The sequence below is a fragment of the Blastomonas sp. CCH1-A6 genome (genome assembly GCF_001556365.1).
GTDB classification, from domain to species: domain Bacteria; phylum Pseudomonadota; class Alphaproteobacteria; order Sphingomonadales; family Sphingomonadaceae; genus Blastomonas; species Blastomonas ursincola.
Window position 1 is genome coordinate 1 of the sequence record NZ_LSIS01000033.1, and the last position, 1,511, is coordinate 1,511.

Below are 1,511 nucleotides of genomic sequence, written 5' to 3' on the forward strand. Positions count from 1 at the left end.
GAACTGTGCCGGATAGTCCTATCTTACGCACCCACCCCCGCTCAGCCTGAGCCTGTCGAAGGCCACGCGAGAACGGTTCCTGATAGTCCTATCTCACGCACCCCACCCCGCTCAGCCTGAGCCTGTCGAAGGCCACGCGAGAACGGTAGCGTGCGCATATGTCCTTTTACGCTTATCTCCTTCGATGCAATGACGGCAGCTATTATGCCGGACACACCGACGATCTTGAGCGCAGAATTTCCGAGCACCAGTGCGGTGCCTTGGGAGGGTACACTGCCAAGCGGCTTCCGGTAGAGCTGGTCTGGTCGGAGGATTTCGGTACGCGCGATGATGCATTCGCCATCGAGCGGCAGATCAAGGGCTGGACCCGCGCCAAGAAAGAGGCGCTGATCGCCGGGGATTGGGAATTGATTGCGAAGCTTTCGCGGTGCCGTGATCAACCCGGCACCTCTCGCGCGGGGCCTTCGACAAGCTCAGGCTGAGCGGAGGTGGGTGTGAGGGAGCATGCCCTCCCATCCCTTCAAGCCAGCGCCTTCTCCCGGACCTTGCGGATCACGTTGACGAAGGTTTCAGCCTCCTGCGCGCCGGGAACCAGATACTTGCCGTCGAAGATGATCGCTGGCACGCCGCTGATGCCCTGTTCGATCCAGTGGTCGAGATGCGCGCGGACCTCCGCCTCGTTGTCGGGATCGTTGAGCACCGCGCGGCCCTCGTCCGCATCGAGCCCCGCCTCGGCGACGATCGACAGCAGCACCTCCTCGTCGCTGACATCGCGGTTCGCCTGGAAATAGGCTGAAAACAGCGCCAGCTTGAGCCGGGTCTGCGCCGCGCTGCCATAGGTGTCGCCCGCCCAGGTAAGCAGCTGGTGCGCCTTGAACGTGTTGTAGATGCGCATGTCGGGGCCATAATGAAAGCCGAAGCCCAGCCGGTCGCCCAGATCGGTCAGCCGCTGGCGGTTGCTCGCGCTCTGCTGCGGCGTTGCGCCGTACTTGCGCGCGACATGTTCGGAAATCGCCTCGCCCTCGGGCGCCATTGCGGGGTTGAGCTCGAACGGGTGCCAGGTGATCTCCGCCTCGACCTCGTCGCCCACAAGGTCCAGCGCCTTTTCGAGCTGCTTGTAGCCGATGATGCACCAGGGACAGACCACGTCCGACACGATATCGATCTTGAGCTTGTGGGCGGTCATCAAAGGTCTCCGGGTTCTTGCAGCTGGCCTCCAGCCCCAATGTACCGCAAAGCGGCGGGGCTGTCAGCAAATGTTGACAGTCAGCGTGTCGGAACCGGGGTCTCGCCCGAATAGTCGTAGAAGCCGCGCTTCGTCTTGCGGCCCAGCCAGCCGGCCTCGACATATTTGACCAGCAGCGGCGCCGGGCGGAACTTGGGATCGCCGGTGGTGCTGTGCAGCACCTGGGTGATGCTGAGGCAGGTGTCGAGCCCGATGAAATCGGCCAGCGTCAGCGGCCCCATCGGGTGGTTGAGCCCCAGCTGCACCGCCGCGTCGATGTCCGGAA

Annotated in this window: 3 protein-coding genes; 1 reads left to right on the top strand and 2 read right to left on the bottom strand. The window is 63.4% G+C overall.

Translation table 11 applies throughout. The features are described from left to right. Positions 1-158: 158 nt before the first annotated feature. The gene (locus tag AX735_RS01675; RefSeq protein ID WP_066274628.1) at positions 159-482 is read left to right on the top strand and encodes a GIY-YIG nuclease family protein; all 324 of its coding nucleotides are present in this window, start codon (positions 159-161) and stop codon (positions 480-482) included. A gap of 38 nt (positions 483-520) precedes the next feature. On the opposite strand, the gene AX735_RS01680 is transcribed toward AX735_RS01675, so the two are convergent. Further along, positions 521-1,186, bottom strand: coding sequence for a DsbA family oxidoreductase (locus tag AX735_RS01680; protein WP_066274631.1), 666 nt, complete (start codon positions 1,184-1,186; stop codon positions 521-523). A gap of 80 nt (positions 1,187-1,266) precedes the next feature. Further along, positions 1,267-1,511, bottom strand: a 245-nt coding sequence (locus AX735_RS01685) for a 3-hydroxyacyl-CoA dehydrogenase family protein (RefSeq protein ID WP_231749982.1), incomplete at its 5' end; no start/stop codon positions are given.

What these genes read in the sequence shown, in the direction of transcription:
- AX735_RS01675 (WP_066274628.1), top strand. Translation starts at nt 159, where the DNA reads ATGTCCTTTTACGCTTATCTCCTTCGATGCAATGACGGCAGCTATTAT.
- AX735_RS01680 (WP_066274631.1), bottom strand. Translation starts at nt 1,186, where the DNA reads ATGACCGCCCACAAGCTCAAGATCGATATCGTGTCGGACGTGGTCTGT.